General features: G+C 69.8%; 19 protein-coding genes. 14 read left to right on the forward strand and 5 right to left on the reverse strand.

The features are described 5' to 3' along the window. Nucleotides 1-68 precede the first annotated feature (68 nt). Complete coding sequence (clpB, locus tag BLR46_RS04405; protein WP_093249208.1) at nucleotides 69-2,645, forward strand: ATP-dependent chaperone ClpB; 2,577 nt, start codon at nucleotides 69-71, stop codon at nucleotides 2,643-2,645. An 80-nt stretch (nucleotides 2,646-2,725) separates the two neighbouring features. After that, nucleotides 2,726-3,472 carry a hypothetical protein gene (locus BLR46_RS04410; protein ID WP_093249210.1) on the forward strand — a complete coding sequence of 249 codons (747 nt, stop codon included), beginning with the start codon at nucleotides 2,726-2,728 and terminating at the stop codon, nucleotides 3,470-3,472. A gap of 1 nt (nucleotide 3,473) precedes the next feature. Here the strand turns inward: BLR46_RS04410 and BLR46_RS04415 are convergent, their stop codons facing one another. Continuing rightward, nucleotides 3,474-3,962: a bifunctional nuclease family protein gene (locus BLR46_RS04415; protein WP_093249213.1), complete on the reverse strand. Its 489-nt coding sequence runs from the start codon at nucleotides 3,960-3,962 to the stop codon at nucleotides 3,474-3,476. 123 nt (nucleotides 3,963-4,085) lie between these two features. On the opposite strand from BLR46_RS04415, the gene BLR46_RS04420 reads away from it, so the two are divergent. Together BLR46_RS04420 and pdxH are read left to right on the forward strand one after the other, a co-directional pair. Further along, complete coding sequence (locus tag BLR46_RS04420) at nucleotides 4,086-4,697, forward strand: DUF1707 domain-containing protein (protein ID WP_093249215.1); 612 nt, start codon at nucleotides 4,086-4,088, stop codon at nucleotides 4,695-4,697. Continuing rightward, nucleotides 4,687-5,328 carry a pyridoxamine 5'-phosphate oxidase gene (pdxH, locus tag BLR46_RS04425; RefSeq protein WP_093249218.1) on the forward strand — a complete coding sequence of 214 codons (642 nt, stop codon included), beginning with the start codon at nucleotides 4,687-4,689 and terminating at the stop codon, nucleotides 5,326-5,328. The genes BLR46_RS04420 and pdxH overlap by 11 nt, the downstream gene beginning before the upstream one ends. On the opposite strand, the gene BLR46_RS04430 is transcribed toward pdxH, so the two are convergent. Further along, nucleotides 5,325-6,950: an inorganic phosphate transporter gene (locus BLR46_RS04430; protein ID WP_245701485.1), complete on the reverse strand. Its 1,626-nt coding sequence runs from the start codon at nucleotides 6,948-6,950 to the stop codon at nucleotides 5,325-5,327. The two genes, pdxH and BLR46_RS04430, sit on opposite strands and share 4 nt — an antisense overlap. Before the next feature lie 64 nt (nucleotides 6,951-7,014). On the opposite strand from BLR46_RS04430, the gene BLR46_RS04435 reads away from it, so the two are divergent. Further along, a complete protein-coding gene (locus BLR46_RS04435; RefSeq protein WP_093249223.1) occupies nucleotides 7,015-7,668 on the forward strand; it encodes a pyroglutamyl-peptidase I in 654 nt (217 codons plus the stop codon). Here the strand turns inward: BLR46_RS04435 and BLR46_RS04440 are convergent. After that, the gene (locus tag BLR46_RS04440) at nucleotides 7,616-8,923 is read right to left on the reverse strand and encodes an MATE family efflux transporter (protein WP_218118316.1); all 1,308 of its coding nucleotides are present in this window, start codon (nucleotides 8,921-8,923) and stop codon (nucleotides 7,616-7,618) included. The genes BLR46_RS04435 and BLR46_RS04440 overlap by 53 nt on opposite strands. A 59-nt stretch (nucleotides 8,924-8,982) precedes the next feature. Between BLR46_RS04440 and BLR46_RS04445 the strand changes: the two genes are divergently transcribed. Further along, nucleotides 8,983-9,792 (forward strand): spermidine synthase, encoded by an 810-nt coding sequence (locus tag BLR46_RS04445; RefSeq protein WP_093249226.1) that lies wholly within the window; start codon nucleotides 8,983-8,985, stop codon nucleotides 9,790-9,792. Here BLR46_RS04445 and BLR46_RS04450 read toward each other — a convergent pair. Together BLR46_RS04450 and BLR46_RS04455 are read right to left on the reverse strand one after the other, a co-directional pair. Further along, a complete protein-coding gene (locus BLR46_RS04450; protein ID WP_093249229.1) occupies nucleotides 9,789-10,580 on the reverse strand; it encodes a sulfite exporter TauE/SafE family protein in 792 nt (263 codons plus the stop codon). The two genes, BLR46_RS04445 and BLR46_RS04450, sit on opposite strands and share 4 nt — an antisense overlap. Continuing rightward, nucleotides 10,577-11,962, reverse strand: a complete 1,386-nt coding sequence (locus BLR46_RS04455) for an MBL fold metallo-hydrolase (RefSeq protein WP_093249232.1) — start codon at nucleotides 11,960-11,962, stop codon at nucleotides 10,577-10,579. Before BLR46_RS04455 ends, BLR46_RS04450 begins: the two co-directional genes overlap by 4 nt. 130 nt (nucleotides 11,963-12,092) lie before the next feature. Here BLR46_RS04455 and BLR46_RS04460 point away from each other — a divergent pair, with 130 nt between their 5' ends. From BLR46_RS04460 to fbaA, 8 genes are all read left to right on the forward strand, one after another. Further along, nucleotides 12,093-12,740 carry a sortase gene (locus BLR46_RS04460; RefSeq protein WP_176761659.1) on the forward strand — a complete coding sequence of 216 codons (648 nt, stop codon included), beginning with the start codon at nucleotides 12,093-12,095 and terminating at the stop codon, nucleotides 12,738-12,740. After that, a complete protein-coding gene (gene pyrE / locus BLR46_RS04465; RefSeq protein WP_093249237.1) occupies nucleotides 12,737-13,270 on the forward strand; it encodes an orotate phosphoribosyltransferase in 534 nt (177 codons plus the stop codon). The genes BLR46_RS04460 and pyrE overlap by 4 nt, the downstream gene beginning before the upstream one ends. Nucleotides 13,271-13,321: 51 nt before the next feature. After that, nucleotides 13,322-13,936 carry a LemA family protein gene (locus BLR46_RS04470; protein WP_093249240.1) on the forward strand — a complete coding sequence of 205 codons (615 nt, stop codon included), beginning with the start codon at nucleotides 13,322-13,324 and terminating at the stop codon, nucleotides 13,934-13,936. A 104-nt stretch (nucleotides 13,937-14,040) separates the two neighbouring features. Then, a complete protein-coding gene (locus BLR46_RS04475; protein ID WP_218118317.1) occupies nucleotides 14,041-15,027 on the forward strand; it encodes a DUF368 domain-containing protein in 987 nt (328 codons plus the stop codon). Between the two features lie 57 nt (nucleotides 15,028-15,084). After that, nucleotides 15,085-15,621 (forward strand): YceI family protein, encoded by a 537-nt coding sequence (locus BLR46_RS04480; RefSeq protein WP_093249245.1) that lies wholly within the window; start codon nucleotides 15,085-15,087, stop codon nucleotides 15,619-15,621. An 80-nt stretch (nucleotides 15,622-15,701) separates the two neighbouring features. Beyond that, complete coding sequence (locus BLR46_RS04485) at nucleotides 15,702-16,343, forward strand: TrmH family RNA methyltransferase (protein WP_093249248.1); 642 nt, start codon at nucleotides 15,702-15,704, stop codon at nucleotides 16,341-16,343. A 5-nt stretch (nucleotides 16,344-16,348) separates the two neighbouring features. Beyond that, nucleotides 16,349-16,888, forward strand: a complete 540-nt coding sequence (locus BLR46_RS04490) for a hypothetical protein (RefSeq protein WP_143008211.1) — start codon at nucleotides 16,349-16,351, stop codon at nucleotides 16,886-16,888. An 82-nt stretch (nucleotides 16,889-16,970) separates the two neighbouring features. Continuing rightward, nucleotides 16,971-17,996, forward strand: coding sequence for a class II fructose-bisphosphate aldolase (gene fbaA, locus BLR46_RS04495; protein WP_093249254.1), 1,026 nt, complete (start codon nucleotides 16,971-16,973; stop codon nucleotides 17,994-17,996). The last annotated feature ends 52 nt before the right edge of the window (nucleotides 17,997-18,048 follow it).

The raw sequence follows: 18,048 nt of genomic DNA on the forward strand, positions 1-18,048 counted from the left end.
GGAACAGCGCTCTTCGAAACGCAGTTGAGTGAGGTAGACTCAACTTGTAGATCCGACCAGGAGAGCCCATGAACACTGACAAGCTGACAACCAAGAGCCGTGACGCGGTGACTGCGGCCGTCCGTCAGGCGCTCACCAACGGGAACCCGAGCGCCGAGCCGCAGCACCTCCTGCACGGCCTTCTGCTGACCCCCGACAACACCGTCGCACCGCTCCTCGAGGCCTGCGGCGCGAACCCCTCGCAGGTCGACGCCGGCGCGACTGCCGCCATCCGGAAGCTGCCGGCGGCCACCGGCAGTTCCGTCACCCAGCCGACGCTGTCCGGCCCGTTCGTGCGCGTGCTCGCCACGGCCGAGACCATCGCCGGCAAGCTCGGCGACCAGTTCGCCGCGACGGAGCACCTCCTCATCGCGCTGGCCACGGTGGAGTCCGATGCCAAGAAGGTCCTCGACGCTGAGGGCGTCGACGCCGAGCAGCTCACCACCACGTTCAACGCCCAGCGCGGCGGACGTCGGGTGCAGTCGGAGGACGCCGAGGGCGGCGGCGAGTCGGCGCTCGCGAAGTACTCGATCGACCTCACCGAGCGCGCCCGCGACGGCAAGCTGGACCCGGTCATCGGCCGCGACCAGGAGATCCGGCGCGTGGTGCAGGTCCTCGCCCGCCGCACCAAGAACAACCCCGTCCTGATCGGCGAGCCCGGCGTCGGCAAGACCGCCGTCGTCGAGGGCCTCGCCCAGCGGCTCATCGCCGGCGACGTACCCGACTCGCTGAAGGACCGCCGCCTCGTGTCGCTCGACCTCTCCTCGATGGTGGCGGGCGCGAAGTACCGGGGCGAGTTCGAGGAGCGGCTGAAGGCCGTCCTGAACGAGATCCGCGATGCGGAGGGCCAGATCATCACATTCATCGACGAGTTGCACACCGTCGTCGGTGCCGGCGCCACCGGCGAGGGCGCGATGGACGCGGGCAACATGCTGAAGCCGATGCTGGCGCGCGGCGAGCTGCGGATGATCGGCGCGACGACCCTCGACGAGTACCGCGAGCACATCGAGAAGGATCCCGCCTTCGAACGCCGGTTCCAGCAGGTGTACGTCGGTGAGCCGAGCGTGGAGGACACGGTCGCCATCCTCCGCGGCCTGCGTGAGCGCTACGAGGCCCACCACAAGGTCCGCATCACCGACGGTGCCCTCGTGGCCGCCGCCCAGCTGTCGCACCGCTACATCACCGCGCGTCAGCTGCCCGACAAGGCCATCGACCTGATCGACGAGGCGGCCTCCCGCCTGCGCATGGAGATCGACTCCTCGCCGGAGGAGATCGACATGCTGCGCCGCGACGTCGACCGCATGACCATGCAGAAGTTCGCGTTGGAGAAGGAGGAGGACGAGGCCTCCCGGGAACGGCTCGCCGCGCTCGAGGCAGAACTCGCCGACGCGCAGGAGGAGCTCCGCACCCTGGAGGCCCGCTGGGAGGCGGAGAAGTCCGGCCTCAACCGCGTGGGCGACATCAAGGAGCGGATCGACCAGCTCCGCTCGTCCGCGGAGAAGGCTCAGCGCGAAGGTGACCTGACCAAGGCGTCGCAGATCCTCTACGGCGAGATCCCCGCCGCGGAGAAGGAGCTCGCGGAGGCCGAGGCCAACGACCAGACCCCGTCGATGGTCTCCGAGGAGGTCTCGGACGCGGACATCGCGGAGGTGGTGGCGGCCTGGACGGGCATCCCCGTCGGCAAGCTGCTGCAGGGCGAGCAGGAGAAGCTGCTCGGCATGGAGGAGCGGATCGGCGCCCGACTGATCGGGCAGCACGAGGCCGTCCAGTCGGTCTCCGACGCGGTGCGCCGCTCGCGCGCCGGCATCTCCGACCCGAACCGTCCGACCGGCTCGTTCCTCTTCCTGGGTCCCACCGGCGTCGGCAAGACGGAGCTCGCCAAGTCGCTCGCCGACTTCCTGTTCGACGACGAGACCGCGCTGGTGCGCATCGACATGAGCGAGTACTCCGAGAAGCACTCGGTGGCCCGTCTGGTCGGCGCACCTCCCGGCTACGTCGGCTACGAGGAGGGCGGCCAGCTGACGGAGGCCGTGCGTCGCCGGCCGTACTCGGTGGTGCTGCTCGACGAGGTCGAGAAGGCCCACCCGGACCTGTTCAACATCCTGTTGCAGGTCCTGGACGACGGTCGCCTCACCGACGGCCAGGGACGGACGGTGGACTTCCGCAACACCATCCTGATCCTCACCTCGAACCTCGGCTCGCACTACCTGACCGACCTCACCACCAGCGACGAGGTGAAGCGCAACGAGGTGATGGCGGTGGTGCGGCAGGCGTTCCGGCCGGAGTTCCTCAACCGGCTGGACGACATCGTGCTCTTCAAGGCGCTGAGCCCCGACGAGCTGTCCCGCATCGTCGACATCCAGCTCGCCCGGCTAAACGCACGCCTGGCGCCGCGCCGGATCACCGTCGACGTGACCGAGGACGCCAAGCGCTGGCTGGCCGACACCGGTTTCGACCCGATCTACGGCGCCCGGCCGCTGCGACGGCTGGTTCAGACGACGCTGGAGGACCAGCTGGCACGTCGAATCCTCTCCGGCGACATCCACGACGGCCAGTCGGTGACGTTCGACCTCACGACCGACCGCGACGGGGTCACGATCGTCTGAGCGGACGTGATCAGCAGCAGTGGTGCCGCCCGGCCCGTAGGCTGGGCGGCACCACCGCTTTCCGACCCGGAGAAGACACCATGGACGACGCCCGCCGGATCAACTGGCCGGAGGCCGCGCTCTACACCGCTGCGGCCGCGATCACGCTCGTCGAGCACCGGAGGCTGCACGGCTGGCGTCGCACCGCCTACTGGGGCGCCGTCTCCCTGCTGACCGGGGCCGGTGTCGTCACGGCCGCGGGCGACGGCGAGTTCGGCACCGGGACGCGGGCGGCCACCATGGCGGCCGTGACGGGCGTGACCTTCGGCCTCAGGGAGCCGTTCCTCACGCTCGACGCCCTCGTCGTGGACAAGCTGCGCCGTCTGGGCGTGGGTCAACCGCGCCTGCTGCTGGCCGGGCTGACGCTCGCAGCAGGAGCGGTGGCGGTGGTACAGGGAGCCCGACGAACCTCACCCGACGACGAGGCGGAGTTCCCCGCCCCGCAGGAGATCGAGCCGCGCGTCCGACAGGTGGTCGCGGAGATGCTCGCCCGGACCGACGAGTGGGGCGCCCCCCAGCTGCGCGAGCAGTTCGCCGCCGCCCGACAGCTCGGGCCCTTCGAGCACGGCTACGTCGAGTTCGAGGTCCCGGACGACGCGCCGGAGATCCCCGTCGAGTCGTTCACGTTCCCGATCCACGGCAGGGGCTCGGTCGGTGGCGCACCCGTCGTCGTGTCGCTGCACGTCGAAGCTGGCCGGTTGAGCGCGCTGTTCGTCGACCCCGAGGGCGACGTGGACGACCTCCGTCTCCCCGACGACCTGGAGTACTCGCTCGGTCACCCCGGCTGAGTCAGCCCTGGAAGTCTTCCGGGTCCACGTGCTCGAGGAACTCGCTGAACGCGGCCACCTCGGCCTCCTCGTCGACATCCTGTTCCATGACGATGCCGGCCCGGTCGAGCACCTCCTCGGCCACCCAGATCGTCGTGCCGGTGCGCAGCGACAGCCCGATCGCGTCCGACGGCCGGGCATCCAGCACGCGCTCGCCGCCCGGGGTGTCGAGCGTGATCTCCGCGAAGAAGGTGCCCTCCTCCAGGCGCGTCACCTCGATGCGCTCCACCTCGGCGTCCAGCGACTGGATCACGTCGCGCATGAGGTCGAGCGTCAGGGGCCGCGGGGGACTGACCTCGTTGAGGCCGGCGACGATGGCGGCCGCCTCCAGGCCGCCGATCCAGATCGGCAGGATGCGCCCCCGGCCGACCTCGTCGTCAAGGGGCTTGAGGATCACGACCGGCTGGGACCTCGTGTCGACGGCCAGGCCGGCGATCAGGACGGGGATCATGGCGCCACCTCCCTCTGGGGCTGGGGCGCCGCATGGGAGTGACGGCGCCTGTCTCCATCGTAGGTCGTCGTGCCGAGCCCATCCGGATCCGTCGGACAGCAGGCTGCGGGCTATCCTTGCCGCATGGATCCGAACATCCGCATCGGTGACGCTGAGCGCGACGAGGCCATCAGCCGCCTCCGTGCGCACCACGCCGCGGGCCGGATCGACATGATCGAGTTCGACGACCGGATGGAGAAGGCGCTCGAGGCGCGCACCGCCGGCGACCTGAAGTCGATCTTCCTGGACCTCCCTGACGAGCCCTTCGACGAGCCCGTCCCGCCTCGCCCGTTCCCGGCGGCCGGCCCGCACCCGTACGTGCCCGCACACCGACCGATGCAGAGCGTGGAGGCCAGGGTCACGAAGCCGGCCTACGCGGCGCCGGGATTCTTCTGGATCGTGTTCTTCGTCGTCATCTTCACCGGCATGCGGCTGTGGCCGCTGCTCGTGATCGCGGCGGTGTGGTTCTTCGGCATCGTCCCCGCCATCCAGGCCGCCCGGGGGCGGCGTCCGGTCGAGCGGCAGCGGTTCTTCTACCCGGCGGGTGACATCGACGCCGAACTCCGCGCGCTCGTGCACGCCAACCGCAAGATCGACGCGGTGCGCAGGTTCCGCGAGGTGTACGGCGGCGGCCTGCGGGAGGCGAAGGAAGCCGTCGACCGAATCGAGCGCGAGGAGCGAGGCCTTGGCCACTGACCTGCACCAGATCCGCACCGACTACCTGGGCGAGCCGCTCCCCGACGACTTGGCTGGCACCGACCCGTGGGCACTGTTCGAGCAGTGGATGACCGACGCGATCGCCGCGTCCCTCCCGGAGCCGACGGCGATGACGGTCTCGACGGTGCGCCCCGACGGCCGCCCGGCCGCCCGCGTGGTGCTGCTCAAGCAGTTCTCGCCCGAGGGGCTCGTGTTCTTCACCAACTACCTGTCGGCGAAGGGGCAGGAACTCGCGGCCCATCCCGTCGCGAGCGCGTCGTTCTGGTGGCCGGGCCCCATGAGGCAGGTCCGCGCCGTGGGCGAGGTCCATCGTCTCGACCGCGCGGCTTCCGAGCGCTACTTCCACTCGCGACCCAGACCCAGCCAGATCGCGGCGACGGTGTCCCGCCAGTCCGAGGAGCTCGCCTCGCGGGCACAGCTCGAGGCCGAGCTCGAGGCGGCGGCCGAGCGTGTGGGGGAGGCGGAGGTGCCGATGCCCGAGCACTGGGGCGGCTACGTGATCGAGGTCGACGAGTTCGAGTTCTGGCAGGGCATGCCCAGCAGGGTCCACGACCGGGCCCGCTTCACGCGCTCGGCCGACGGGTGGCGCGCCACCCGCCTCTACCCCTAGAAGATCGCCCGGAGCGCGATGAGTCCCATCGCGCCGATGCCGGCGGCGGCCGGCAGGGTGATCACCCAGGCCAGGAAGATCGGCCGCATGAGGCGCCAGTTGGCGGCCTTGTTCACCAGGCCCACGCCCAGGATCGCGCCGATCAGGATGTGGGTCGAGCTGACAGGGAGGCCGAAGACGGAGGCCAGGAGCACGACGCCGGCCGCGGAGAGCTCCGCGGCGAAGCCCGAGGCCGGGTGGATCTTCGTGAGCCCCTCGCCGACCGTCCGCATCACCGCCCGGCCGATGAACCACAGCCCCGCCACCAGCGCCACGCCGAAGGCCAGCAGCACCGGGGCCGGAAGGGCGGCCTTCTCGCTGACGCTACCCGTACGCAGCACGTCGAGGATCGCGGCGAACGGGCCGACGGCGTTGGCGATGTCGTTGGAGCCGTGGCTGAACGCGAACGCCGACGCGGTGAAGACCTGCATCCAGCTGAACAGGACGAACGTCGCCTGCGACAGCTGCTTGCCCTTCAGCGACTGCGCGAAGATGAACAGCGAGAAGCCGGCGATCACACCGACCATCGCGAGCACCAGCACCACCGCGAGCCCGCTGATCTCGAAGTCGAGGTTCTTCAGGCCCTTGAACAGGACCATCGCCGCGATGACCATCGAGCCCAGCGCCCCGAGCAGCGGGACCCAGCTGGTGAGTGCCCGGTGCGAGCGGACCTCGTCGACCTTCTTGTCGAGCTTCTTGAGCTCCTTGTAGTAGCGCGACTCGAGCAGGGTGGGGTCGATGTCGGGGCTCTTCGCGAGTTCGGAGTCGCGCACGAGCTTGCTCGTGTACGCCACCTGCTGGATCTGAGTGAGCCGGTCGAACTCACTCGCCTCGCGGTCCCGGTGCGCGATCCGCTCCGCGCTCAGCTCGCGCAGCTTGGCCTCGGCCTTCTCGTTGTAGAGGAGGATGCGCCGCTGGATCATGCCGAACAGCAGGAACGCGAGCACGCCACCCAGCAGCGGCGAGGCCACCCAGGAGATCGCGATGTCGCGGATGCCATCCCACTGCACCATCTCCAGGCTGCCGGTGCCCGTGAGGTAGCCGAGGGTGAGGGAGGCGCCCACGATCGCGCCCACGATGGAGTGGGTCGTCGACACCGGGAGTCCGAATCGCGTGGCCACGAGGAGCCACAGGGCCGCGCCGAAGAGGGCGGCCATCATGATGAACGCGAAGTCCCTGCCGGAGATGTCGGTGCCCAGGTCGACGATGCCGCTGCGGACCGTCTCCGTCACCTCGCCACCGGCCAACACGGCGCCGCTCACCTCGAAGACGGCCGCGATCAGGAGCGCCTGTTTCATGGTGAGCGTGCCGGCGCCCACCGACGTGCCGAACGAGTTCGCCACGTCGTTGCCGCCGATGTTGAACGCCATGAACATGCCGAGCACGATGGCGGTCAGCAGGATGATGACCAGGCGCGAGTTGTCGATGTAGTCGAGCGACCAGAGGAAGAACGCCACTGCGGTCACCGTCAGTAGGGCGCCGAAGATGAGGTGCAGGTTGCGGTCGCTGATGAGCGATCGCCCGGGCGAGGGATCTAGCGTGGGAGGGGGCGTGCTCGTCTCCCGCTGTGATGCGATGGCCACAGTTCCATACGTTAACTGAACATGAACGGAAAGTAACGATCGGGGCCCGGAGTAGCCTGCGGGGATGCGCATCCTCGTCACAGCGTTCGAACCCTTCGGCAACGACTCCGAGAACGCCTCCGCCGGCGCCCTGCGGGAACTGCTCGCGACGTGGCGGGACCCGGCGGTCGAGCTCGTCGGGGCGGAGTTGCCCGTCGTGTTCGACGATGCCTCCCTGCGCCGCGCCGTGGCCGAGTACCGGCCGGACCTGCTCGTCGCACTGGGAGAGGCGGGTGGCCGACACGCCATCACTCCCGAGCGGGTGGCGCGCAACGAGATGTCCGCACGCATCCCGGACAACGCCGGGGCCCGGCCCCAGGGGGAGCCGGTGGAGACGGGCGCCCCGGCGGAGCGAGCCACGGCGCTCGACGTCGACACGCTGGTCGAGGCGATGCGCGAGGCGGGGTGGGCGGCGGAGCCGAGCGACGAGGCCGGCCGCTTCGTCTGCAACTTCGTCGCGTTCCACGCCTACGGGATGGACGTGCCGTCGGTGTTCATCCACGTGCCGGCGGTCAGGTCCGAGGGGGAGGCCAAGGTGGGTGCGGAGACCGGGGGTGCCGTCACCGCGACGCGCGGCCGTGAGCCGCGCACCGTCGCCGAGCTCGCCGAGGCGCTGGCCGCCGCGCTCAGGCGCCTTCGACCATCCAGTCCTCCGTCCGGGCGCGCCACCACAGCGTGAGCGCCCGTGCGCCCATGTACCCGAACGCGAACGCGAGCCAGAGTCCCACGAGGCCCAGTTGCCCGCGTGGCAGCCACAGCACGGCGATCGCCAGCGGCACGTAGATGAGGAGCGCGACAACGCCCGCCCTGGCGAGGTAGGGCCCGTCGCCCGCACCGATCAGCACACCGTCGAGCAGAAAGACGTAGCCGGCCAGCGGCAGGGCCACGGCGACGACGACGAACAACCAGGCAGCGTGGTCGCGCACCTCGAGGTCGGAGGCGAAGAAACCCGCCAGCGGCCCCCGGACGACGAACACCACCAACCCGAGCACGGCCCCGACCCCGATCGACCAGCGAGTCATCAGGCGCGTCGACTCGCGCGCCTCGTCGCGACGCGAGGCGCCGAGGGCCGTGCCGATGATGGTCTGGCCCGCGATCGCGATCGCGTCGAGCGCGTTCGCGAGGAAGTTCCACACCTGCATCACGACGTGGTGCGCCGCGAGCGCCGCCGCGCCTTGTGCGGCCGCGACGTAGGTGGTCAGGAGGATGGCGATCCGCAGCGCGAGGGTGCGGAGCATCAACGGGAGGCCGACGCGCAGGTTGAGCCACATGTCCACCGGGACGGGCCGGAGCCGCGCGCCCAGCCGTCGTCCCTGGCGGGCGACGAGGAATGCTGCCGCGGCGCCCATCGTCGTCTCTGCGACGGCGGTGCCGAGTCCGGCTCCACCGATGCCCATGCCGACCACATAGACGAAGAAGAGGTTGAGCGCGAAGTTGAGGCTCGCGGCGCCCACCAGCAGCACCAGCGGGGTCCGCGCGTCGGAGAGCCCGCGGAACGTGCCGGTGGCGGCCAGCATCACCAGCATCCCGGGCATCCCGGGGACCGCCCAGCGCAGGTACTCCACCGCCTGCGCGTGCACCCCGTCATCGGCGCCGAGAGCACCCGCGATCCACGACGCACCGAGCACCGTGAGCACGACGAGGGCCAGGCCGAGGGCCAGCGCGAGCCACATGGCCTGGGTGCCCAGCTCGAGCGCGCGCCGCTGGTTGCCGGCACCGACCTGGCGCGACACAGTCGCCGTGGAGCCGTAGGCGAGGAAGATCATGATCCCGACCATCGTCGTCAGCACCACGGCGCCGATGCCGAGGCCGGCCAGCGGGATGGTGCCCAAGCGGCCCACGATCCACGTGTCGGCGAGGGTCATCAGCGGCTGGGCGATGAGCGCCGCGAACGCCGGGACGGCGAGCGACAGGATCCGGCGGGTCAGGGACACGAGCGGCAGTCTACGGCCGTCCACCGTCGGGCACCCTGCGCCGCATTAGGCTGGCGTCGATGTCCTACCTGGTCCCCGACGACTCGATCCCCGGCGCCTTCCGCGTGATGTTCGGGCTCACGCAGCAGTCGTTCGTGGACCCGTCGCGCCCGGACTTCCTGGTGTTCGAGTACGTCCAGCACATCGCGCTCATCCTCGACCACACCGTGCTCCGCGCGCCTGACGACCAGCGCCTGCGCATCGTGCACATCGGCGGGGGAGGGCTGAGCGTCCCGCGGTGGGTGGAGTGGCGGCGGCCCCGCACCGCACAGGTCGTGTGCGAGCCCAACACCGAACTGACCGAGGAGGTCCGACGGAAGATCCCGCTCGGGAGGCACTCGGGCATCAAGATCCGCGACGTCGACGGCCGCACCGGGCTCGCCGCCATGGCCGACGGGTGGGCCGACGCCGTGATCATCGACGCCTTCGACGGGGCGCGCGTCCCCTCCGAACTGATCACGGCGGAGGCGTTCGATGAGGTGCGGCGCGTCGTCCGCGGCGAGGGGGTGGTGATCGTCAACGTCACGGACCACGCCCCCTTCCACTGGGCCAGGCGGGTCGCGGCCGGCGTCGCCGAGCGGTGGCCGCGCTTCCTTGTCGGTGCCGAGCCGGCGGTGCACAAGGGCAGACGGTTCGGGAACCTGCTCTTCGTCGGTTCGCTGGGGCGGCCCGACCTCCACGGGATCCGACGTGCCACCGCGCCGCTGTCGGCCGCGTACCGGTGGGTGACCGACGTCGACGCGCGGGACTGGCCCGGCGGTGCCGAGCCGTTCACCGACGCCGACGCGGAGGCGTCACCGAAGCCGTTCGGCTCGAAGCTCTGGTTCTAGAGGAGGTTCTGGGCCAGGATCGCGACGGCGACTACCGCGAGCAGGGCCGCGAAGCCCAACCCGAGCGTGCGCGCCGGCAGCCGGCGGCTGAGCCGGCCGCCGAGGATGGCCCCGCCGGCCGCGAGGACACTGAAGGAGCCGATCAGGAGCCAGTCGATGTCCTGCGCCGCGGTCAGGCGGGTGCCCAGCGAGACGAGCGAGTTGAGCAGGATGACCAGCAGTGACGTGGCGACCGCCTGCGGCATGGAGAAGCCCAGCACCATGACGAGCGCAGGGACGACGGCGAAGCCGCCACCCACACCGAAGAATCCCGTGAGGAACCCCACCCCGGTGGCCGTGAGCGCGACGAGCAGCAGCTGCCGGAGGTTCACACGGAAGGGGCGACGCTCGAAGACGGGCGGCGGCGGGTCGGCGGACCGCGACGCGCCCGGCCGGAGGAATCGCTTCGCCATCAGCGCGGACACCATGAGCAGCAGCGCACCGAACAGGATCATCAGCACGTCCTCGGGGACGCGCATGGAGAGCAGGGAACCCACAATGGCGCCCACGGTGCCCAGCAGCGAGAACTCGACGCCCTCCACCGCCCGCACATGACCGGCGCGCCAGTGCCCGACGATCCCGGCGATCGCGGTGACGCTGACGACGATCAGCGAACCGACCATCGCCGCGCCCGGCGCCTGCCCGGCCAGGTAGACGAGCACGGGAGTGGTGACGATGGCGCCGCCGCCGCCGAGCGCGCCCATCACCACGCCGACCACGATGGCCAGCGGAACCAACCACCAAGTCATTCGCCGTCGACCCCCGCCTCCGTCAGCGGCAGTCCGCGCTTCGCGGCGTTGTCGAAGTCGTCGTCGATCGCAACGACCTTCTTCCGCGCCGCCAACAGCATGGAGGCCGCGATCGACGAGCGGTAGCCGCTCTCGCAGTGCACCCAGATCTCGCCCCCGGGTGCCTCGTCCATGCGGTCCAGCAGCTCGTGGAGGGGGATGTTCGTGGCACCCTCGATGTGCCGGGCCTCGAACTCGGACGCGCGACGCACGTCGAGGACCTCGACGCGGCGGTGGTGCCGCACCTCGCGGAGGTCGCCGAAGTCGGCCTGCTGAAGCGTGGCCGGCTTGTCCGTCCAGTCGTCTGGCCCGCCCGTGGCGCTCGCGGCGACCCGGTCGATCCCGATGCGCACGAGTTCGCGCTGCCCCTCGGCGACCTGCTCGCGGGACTCGCCGAGCAGCGTCAGCGGCGTGCCCCACGGGATGATCCAGCCGAGGTAGGTGGCCATTGAGCCGTCGAGGCCGAAGTTGAAGGATCCCGGCACGTGGCCCGCGGCATAGGCGGTGCGGTTGCGCAGGTCGACGACCCACTCGCCGCGGCCGAGGCGCGCCCGGATCTCCTCTCGGTCGGCGCGGGTGGGCTCCGACAGGTCCGGCTCCGTCGGGCCGGCCGCGTTGGCGGGCGCCATGTGCGCGTAGTAGGCGGGGTAGACGTCGAGCCCCGCGAGGATCTCCTCGATCCACTCCTCCTCGTCCGTGGTGAGCGCGGAGTTCACCTGCTTCTCCCGGCCGATGGTGGACTCGTCGCCCTCCGTCTCGGTGGCGGAACAGAAGCTGCCGAACCCGTGCGTCGGCAGGACCTCGGTGGACTCGGGTAGCTCGGCCGCGAGGCGCTGGGCCGAGTGGTACTGGTGGCGCACCAGCTCGTGGGTGTGGTCCTCGCCGAGCAGGTCGGGGCGGCCGGTCGCGCCGAACAGCAGAGACCCTCCGGTGAAGACGGCTCGCCCCTCGGCGCCGTGGTCGTCGGCCGTGGGATCGATGAGCACGTAGGAGAGGTGAGTGAACGTGTGGCCGGGGGTGGCCAGCGCCTTCACGTGCATGGTTGGGCTGACCTCGACGACCTGCCCGTCGGCGATGGGGGAGCGCTCGAAGGAGACCTCGTCCGCGGCGTTGACGTAGTAGTCCGCGCCGAATTTCCGTGCGAGGGCGAGGCCGCCCGTGATGTAGTCGTTGTGGATGTGCGTCTCGAACACCGCCTCGAGTTGCACGCCGGCCCGCTCCAGCACGTCGACGACGCGGTCGATGTCGCGTTGCGGGTCGATCACTATGGCGGATCGGCCGTCGTGGACGACGTAGCTGCGGTCACCCAGGGTGGGGGTCTCGATCGTGATGATCTCTGCCATGCGTTCCTCCTCGAAGGTCTCCGGCGAGTATACCCTAGGGGGTATCCATGTCGTTGGGACACGGGAACCGAGCCACCCGGTAGCTGCGCGACCGGGCGACCCAACGTCGCCGCCTGCCACAATGGCCCACATGGCGAAACGTGCGCGCAGGGTCTCCCCGGTTGGGGTGCTGGGCCTCGTGCTGCTGGCCGTCCTGTTCGTCGCCGTCGCCTGGGCGCTCTGGTTCCACGTGGGCACGAACGCCGTGGCGGACGCGGACCGCCGCGATGCGCTGGCCGGGCTCGACGAGGCCTGGCGCGCGCCGACGGCCGCGGAATCGGAGGCCGAACTGCCGCTGCCCGAGGCGGGACGACCGGCTTGGATCCTCGAGATCCCTGCCCTGGGTGTCCGGCAGCCGATCATCGCCGGGACCGATCCGGACGACCTGTCGCGCGGCGTGGGCTGGTACCCGACGACCAACCTCCCCGGCGAGGTGGGCAACATGGCCCTCGCCGGCCGCCGCGTCGGGCACGGCGAACCGTTCCGGAGGCTGCTCGACCTCGAGCGCGGTGACGAGGTGGTCGTCGAGACGATGATCAAGCGCTACACCTACGTGGTGCGGGTCGCGCCCGCCGAGCTCACCGTCGCCCCCGAGGACTCCTGGGTGCTCGACCCCGTTCCCGGCAAGGACTTCGACCCGCACGAAGCCGTGCTGACGCTCACGACCGAGCAGGATCTCTACCCCACGCCCGACCGCGCGGTCGGGTTCGCAGTACTGGAAAGTGAGGAGCCGAAGTGAAGGCCGAACTCGTCGAACACATCAAACGTCTCGCCATCGTCCGCGGCAAGGTGACGCTGGCCTCCGGCAAGGAGGCCGACTACTACGTGGACATGCGCCGCGTCACACTCGACGGCGAAGCCTCGCCGCTCGTCGGGCGCGTCATGCGCGGGCTGACCGCGGACCTCGACTTCGACGCCGTGGGCGGTCTCACCCTCGGCGCCGATCCCGTCGCCACCGCGATGCTGCACGCCGCGGCCGCCGAGGGCGCGCGCCTCGACGCATTCGTCGTGCGCAAGGAGGCGAAGGCCCACGGGCTGCAGCGCCGGATCGAGGGCACTGACGTCCGGGGCCGCAGGGTGCTCGTCGTGGAGGACACGTCCACCACCGGTGGGTCGGCACTCACCGCCGTGGACGCCGTCAGGGAGGCCGGGGGAGAGGTCGTGGCGGTGGCCGTCGTCGTCGACCGCGACACCGGTGCCGCCGAGCGGATCGCACACGCCGGGCTCGAGTACCGCTACGCCGTGGGCCTCGGGGATCTGGGCCTCTAGGCGGCGCTGACTGCTACCGTTGAAGCAGCACCACATCCATAGGAGACAGCCGTGGAATTCCTCATCGGTCTACTCGTCGTCATCGTCGTCCTGGCGCTCATCGTCGTCATCTGGTGGATCTCGACGCACAACGCCCTGGTGCGCGGCCGGAACCTGATCCAGGAGTCATGGCGGCAGATCGACGTCGAACTCACCCGGCGCTACGAGTTGATCCCCAACCTCGTAGAGACGGTGCGCGGTTTCGCCGCCCATGAGCGCAACACGCTCGAGTCGGTCATCGCCCTGCGCAACCAGGCTCGCCAGCTGGCGGACACCGCTGGTCACGAGCCGACGGAGGCGCGCGCGGCGGCCGAGGCGGAGCTCTCACAGAGCATCCGCAACCTCATCGTGTCCGTCGAGGCGTACCCCGAGGTGAAGAGCGACACCAACTTCCTGCACCTCCAGCGTGAACTGAGCGACACCGAGGACCGCATCGCGGCAGGGCGGCGCTTCTACAACGCCAACGTCCGTGACTACAACACCCGCATCGAGTCCGTGCCGAGCAATTTCGTCGCGAACGCGGGCCGCTTCGAGAAGGCCACCTACTTCGAGGCCAACGACCCGGTCGTCCGTCAGGCCCCGCAGGTCAACTTCGGCGAGGTCTCCGAGCGGCCCGAAGCCCAGTGATCCTGGCCGCCCGGGCCAGGATCGAACCGAACCAGACCACCGTGGGTCCGCCCCGTGTCCACCGACACGGGGCGGACCCATGTCCGAGCAGAAGGGACGTCTGAATGACGGCCGAGGAACAAGATCTCACCCATGTGCCGAGGCACGTGTCCGTCGCCGACGTCGTTTTCAACGTCGTACGCGGCGGGCTCATCGGGCTCGCGGAACTCATCCCCGGTGTGTCGGGCGGCACCATCGCGCTGATCGTCGGCATCTACGAGCGGGTCCTCGACTCCGGCAACCACCTCATCTCCGGGGTGCGGCGTCTCATCACCGGTCCCGACCGGGGTCGCGGCTTCGGTGAGCACCTCCGCCGGGTCGACTGGTGGCTGATCATCCCGATGCTGGTCGGCATGGCGACAGCGGTGCTCAGCCTGGCCGGGATCATGGCTGCCTTCGTGACGGACCACGCGTCGCTCTCCCGCGGGCTGTTCCTCGGGATGGTCGCCGCCTCCGTGGCAGTGCCCCTGCTGCTCGTCGACTGGCGGACGGTCCGTGGCGGGCGGGTGCCGCTCCACCTCGTCGTCTTCGTCCTCGGCGCCGTGGCCGCGTTCCTGCTGACCTCGGGGGGCAGCGGCGCCGTCGTCCAGGACCCGCCGCTGCTGCTGGTGTTCGGTGCCGCGGCCATCGCCGTCTGCGCCCTCGCGCTGCCCGGGGTGTCGGGCTCCTTCTTCCTGCTGGTCATCGGCCTGTACGCGCCCACCATGCAGGCCATCGACGAGCGCAACCTCACCTACATCGCCGTCTTCGCGCTCGGGGCGATCACCGGTCTCTCGCTCTTCATCAAGGGCCTGCACTGGCTGCTGCTCCACTTCCACAGCCTCACGCTGACGACGATGGCGGGACTCATGCTCGGTTCCCTGCGAGCGCTGTGGCCGTGGCAGGACGAGTCCGGTGCCTTCCTGGCGCCCGGCGGCGATGCCGGCGTCGTGGCACTGATGGCCCTGGCCGGGGCGCTGGTGGTCGGCGTGCTCGTCGTCGTGGACCGTGTCCTCACGAGGCGAGATGCCGAGTTCGATGCCAGCGAACAAGGCGCCCACGAAAGTAGTTGAATACTAAACCAACATCGTGTAGTGTGGATCACGCAAGCCAACGAAAGGTTTATTGACATGGCACTTCAGGACATCCAGGGCACCTACGTCCTCGACCCCACGCACACCACCTTCTCCTGGGTCACCCGCCACGCGATGGTGACCAAGGTCCGTGGTTCCTTCGAGGACTTCGAGGGCACCGCCACCATCGACGAGGCCAAGAACCTCGACCTGAACGTCACCATCCAGGTGGCCTCGGTCAACTCGCGCAACGCGGACCGCGACAACCACCTCCGCAGCGCCGACTTCTTCGACGTGGAGAACTACCCGACGATGACCTTCAAGGCGAACCAGTACGCCATCAAGGGTGATGTCGTCGAAGTCACCGGCGACCTCACGATCAAGGACGTCACGCGCACCCTGACCATCCCGCTGGAGTACCAGGGCGAGGCCAAGGATCCCTTCGGCAACACCCGCCTCGGCTTCGACGGCAAGCTGCAGGTCTCCCGCCAGGACTTCGGCCTGACCTGGAACGCCGCCCTCGAGACCGGTGGCTTCCTCGTCTCCGACAAGGTCACCCTCGAGTTCGAGATCTCGGCCATCAAGCAGGCCTGAGCCGACTCGCTCCAACCGCACCACCCCCGGCGCCCGCGCGCCGGGGGTGTTCGCGTTCCCGGCCCTATGCTGGGGCGGTGATGTTCGACCCGACCGCCCCCTCCGTCGGGGTGGGCCCCCATCCCGAGCCCTGGCCCGACGACGAGCGGTTGGACCCCGAACTGCTCCGCGACGGGGACCGACGCAACGTCGTCGACCGCTACCGCTACTGGCGGCTCGAGGCGATCGTCGCGGACCTCGACCGAACCCGGGCCCCGCTGCACGTCGCCATCCAGAACTGGGAGCACGACTTCAACATCGGATCCATGGTCCGCACCGCCAACGCGTTCAACGTCGCCGCCGTCCACATCGTCGGGAAGCGGCGGTGGAACCGCCGCGGCGCCATGGTCACCGACCGCTATCTCCACGTCGTCCACCACGAGGACGAGGCCTCGCTGTTCGCCCACCTCGACGAGCGGGGCGTCACGCCGGTGGGCGTCGACAACCTACCGGGGTCGGTGCCGCTCGAGACGACGCAGCTGCCCCGCCACGCCTGCCTGGTGTTCGGCTCCGAGGGTCCCGGGCTCACGGACGCCATGGTGGCGGGTTGCCGTCAGCTCGTTTCCATCACCCAGTACGGGTCGACGCGGTCCATGAACGCGGGCGCCGCAGCCGCCATCGCGATGTACCACTGGTCGGTCGGTCACCCTTCCGCGCGGCCGACGGGGGACGCACTAGCATGACCGGCATGGACGACCAGCGGTTCGAGGTGGGCTTCACGCCACTCCCGACGGCGGCCCGGGTGACCCGTCAGCGGGGCGCGCTGAAGTGGCGCTGGATCACGACGGCGATCTCCGTGGCGATCCTCGTGGCCATCGTCTACTTCTTCCCACCCGACTGGTCGTCCTGGGTCACCTGGGCGTTCGCAGTGCTGTGGGTCGGGTCGTCGGTCTTCTGGCTGGTGGTCAACCTCGTGGGGCTGTCCCGCGCCAAACGGGACCTCGAGAGCATCCAGCCCGGCCCGAGCTTCTACATCGACCCCGAGGGGCTCGAGTTCGTGGCCCCGCAGGAGGCGGTGCTGCGCTGGGGGGAGATCGACGCCCTGACGGTGACGGGCGGTCGGGGTGGGGCCGGGCCGCGGCTCGCGGTCGTGGCGGGCGGCGACGTCGTGGCCGAGGTGCCGTTCAGCATGCTCGACGCCAGCCCCACGGTCATCGACTCCATGGTCAGGGCCCACTCGCTGGGCAGGCACCATCTCGATGCCGCTAAGCTCGAGGCATCCGTGTAGGACCCCTGCCCGTCGCGGGGGCGGCGCGGAACGGTAGAATCGTCCTGACATATTTTTCGACCCGCTAGGAAAAGAGGCAACCATGCCCATTGCAACTCCCGAGGTCTACGGCGAGATGCTCGACCGGGCCAAGGCGAACAAGTTCGCGTACCCGGCCATCAACGTCACGTCGTCCCAGTCGGTGACCGCCGCCCTCCGCGGCTTCGCCGAGGCCGGCTCCGACGGCATCATCCAGGTCTCGACGGGCGGCGCCGAGTACGCCTCCGGCTCGACGATCAAGGACATGGTCACCGGCGCGGTCGCGCTCGCGAAGTACGCCGAGGAAGTCGCCAAGAACTACCCGGTGCAGATCGCGATCCACACCGACCACTGCCAGAAGGAGAAGCTCGACACCTACGTCAAGCCCCTCATCGCCATCTCGCAGGAGCGCGTGAACGCCGGCGGGCTGCCGCTGTTCCAGTCGCACATGTGGGACGGCTCCGCCGTGCCGCTGGACGAGAACCTCCGCATCGCCGACGAGCTGCTCGCCCTCACCTCCGCCGCGAACATCATCCTCGAGATCGAGGTCGGTGTCGTCGGTGGCGAGGAGGACGGCGTCGCCGCGGAGATCAACGACAAGCTGTACACCACCGTCGAGGACGGCATGGCCACCGTCGAGGCACTGGGCCTGGGCGAGAAGGGCCGCTACATCACGGCGCTCACCTTCGGCAACGTCCACGGCGTCTACAAGCCCGGCGCGGTCAAGCTGCGTCCCGCGGTCCTCAAGGAGATCCAGGACGCCGTCGGCGCCAAGTACGGCAAGGAGAAGCCGTTCGACCTCGTCTTCCACGGTGGCTCCGGCTCCACAGCGGAGGAGATCTCCGACGCGGTCGACTTCGGCGTCGTGAAGATGAACATCGACACCGACACGCAGTACGCGTTCACCCGTCCCGTCGTCGAGCACATGTTCCGCAACTACGACGGCGTGCTGAAGATCGACGGCGAGGTCGGCAACAAGAAGATGTACGACCCCCGCGCCTGGGGCAAGCTGGCCGAGGCCGGCATGGCCCAGCGCATCGTCGAGGCCTGCCAGAACCTGCGTTCGGCTGGCACCTCGCTCGGCAAGTAGTCCGGGGCTCGCTCGAACCAAGACGCCTCCGGTGGGAGGGAATGCACCAAGC

It is taken from the genome of Tessaracoccus oleiagri, assembly GCF_900103275.1.
Taxonomy (GTDB): Bacteria; Actinomycetota; Actinomycetes; order Propionibacteriales; family Propionibacteriaceae; genus Arachnia; species Arachnia oleiagri.

Coding starts and splice junctions, on each gene's coding strand:
- BLR46_RS04455 (WP_093249232.1), bottom strand. CDS start 11,962: ATGGCAGAGATCATCACGATCGAGACCCCCACCCTGGGTGACCGCAGC.
- BLR46_RS04490 (WP_143008211.1), top strand. CDS start 16,349: ATGGACGACCAGCGGTTCGAGGTGGGCTTCACGCCACTCCCGACGGCG.
- BLR46_RS04475 (WP_218118317.1), top strand. CDS start 14,041: ATGACGGCCGAGGAACAAGATCTCACCCATGTGCCGAGGCACGTGTCC.
- BLR46_RS04420 (WP_093249215.1), top strand. CDS start 4,086: ATGGATCCGAACATCCGCATCGGTGACGCTGAGCGCGACGAGGCCATC.
- BLR46_RS04485 (WP_093249248.1), top strand. CDS start 15,702: ATGTTCGACCCGACCGCCCCCTCCGTCGGGGTGGGCCCCCATCCCGAG.
- fbaA (WP_093249254.1), top strand. CDS start 16,971: ATGCCCATTGCAACTCCCGAGGTCTACGGCGAGATGCTCGACCGGGCC.
- BLR46_RS04435 (WP_093249223.1), top strand. CDS start 7,015: ATGCGCATCCTCGTCACAGCGTTCGAACCCTTCGGCAACGACTCCGAG.
- BLR46_RS04450 (WP_093249229.1), bottom strand. CDS start 10,580: ATGACTTGGTGGTTGGTTCCGCTGGCCATCGTGGTCGGCGTGGTGATG.
- BLR46_RS04415 (WP_093249213.1), bottom strand. CDS start 3,962: ATGATCCCCGTCCTGATCGCCGGCCTGGCCGTCGACACGAGGTCCCAG.
- BLR46_RS04480 (WP_093249245.1), top strand. CDS start 15,085: ATGGCACTTCAGGACATCCAGGGCACCTACGTCCTCGACCCCACGCAC.
- clpB (WP_093249208.1), top strand. CDS start 69: ATGAACACTGACAAGCTGACAACCAAGAGCCGTGACGCGGTGACTGCG.
- BLR46_RS04460 (WP_176761659.1), top strand. CDS start 12,093: ATGGCGAAACGTGCGCGCAGGGTCTCCCCGGTTGGGGTGCTGGGCCTC.
- BLR46_RS04445 (WP_093249226.1), top strand. CDS start 8,983: ATGTCCTACCTGGTCCCCGACGACTCGATCCCCGGCGCCTTCCGCGTG.
- BLR46_RS04410 (WP_093249210.1), top strand. CDS start 2,726: ATGGACGACGCCCGCCGGATCAACTGGCCGGAGGCCGCGCTCTACACC.